This is a genomic window from Psychrobacter sp. 1U2 (assembly GCF_051847575.1).
In genome coordinates, this window is the sequence record NZ_JBPYDC010000834.1 from 1 (window position 1) to 812 (window position 812).

The following is an 812-nucleotide window of genomic DNA, read 5'->3' on the forward strand; positions in this document are numbered from 1 at the left end:
GTGCATTCACCATGCTTTTGATAGCATGCGCTCCAAACGCGCCTAGACCGACAGCGATAGCGAGATTTATCGCTGCAACACTTATCCAATTCACCATGCGACCACACTTATTATAAGTAATACGTTTAGACTATTAAAATTATATCTGACTATTGATTGAATATTATCTTATGAGCTCAATTTTTATATCAGACAATATGGTTATTGAATGTCATCAGGCAAAATGACGCTTTCAATAGTCATTGCATCACGAATTTTATCCATGGCATTTTTTTCAATCTGACGTACCCGTTCCGCTGAGATAGAGTAGACGGCAGCCAGCTCATGCAAGGTAGACTTTTGCTCTGTCAGCCAACGCTGCTCGACGATATCGCGCGAGCGGTCATCTAAGGTATCCATCGCTGCAATCAATGCTGATGAGTTACTTTCTTCCCAATCAGACTCCTCTATCATCTCAGCAGGATCAATACCATCTTCTAAAAACAACTGCGGCGCATAACGTCCATCATCATCGTCACTTGATTGGGTCTCAAACGAGGCGTCGTAAGACGTCAGACGTGACTCCATCTCTAGCACTTGCTTGCGTGTGACATTCAAGTCTTTTGCGATAGCATCCGCTTCTTCTAGCGTCAGCTGATTATTGGTCTTTTTTAGACTACGTAAATTAAAGAATAATTTACGATGGGCTTTTGTAGTGGCAACTTTAACGATACGCCAGTTACGAATTACAAATTCATGGATTTCAGCTTTAATCCAATGCACCGCGAAGGATACCAAACGTACGCCTTTATTAGGATCAAAACGTTTAACCG

1 protein-coding gene is annotated in these 812 nt (G+C 41.9%); it reads right to left on the minus strand.

The genetic code is table 11. The features are described 5' to 3' along the window. Positions 1–201 precede the first annotated feature (201 nt). Positions 202–812, minus strand: a 611-nt coding sequence (locus ACS8FD_RS19020) for an RNA polymerase factor sigma-32 (RefSeq protein ID WP_439277008.1), incomplete at its 5' end; no start/stop codon positions are given.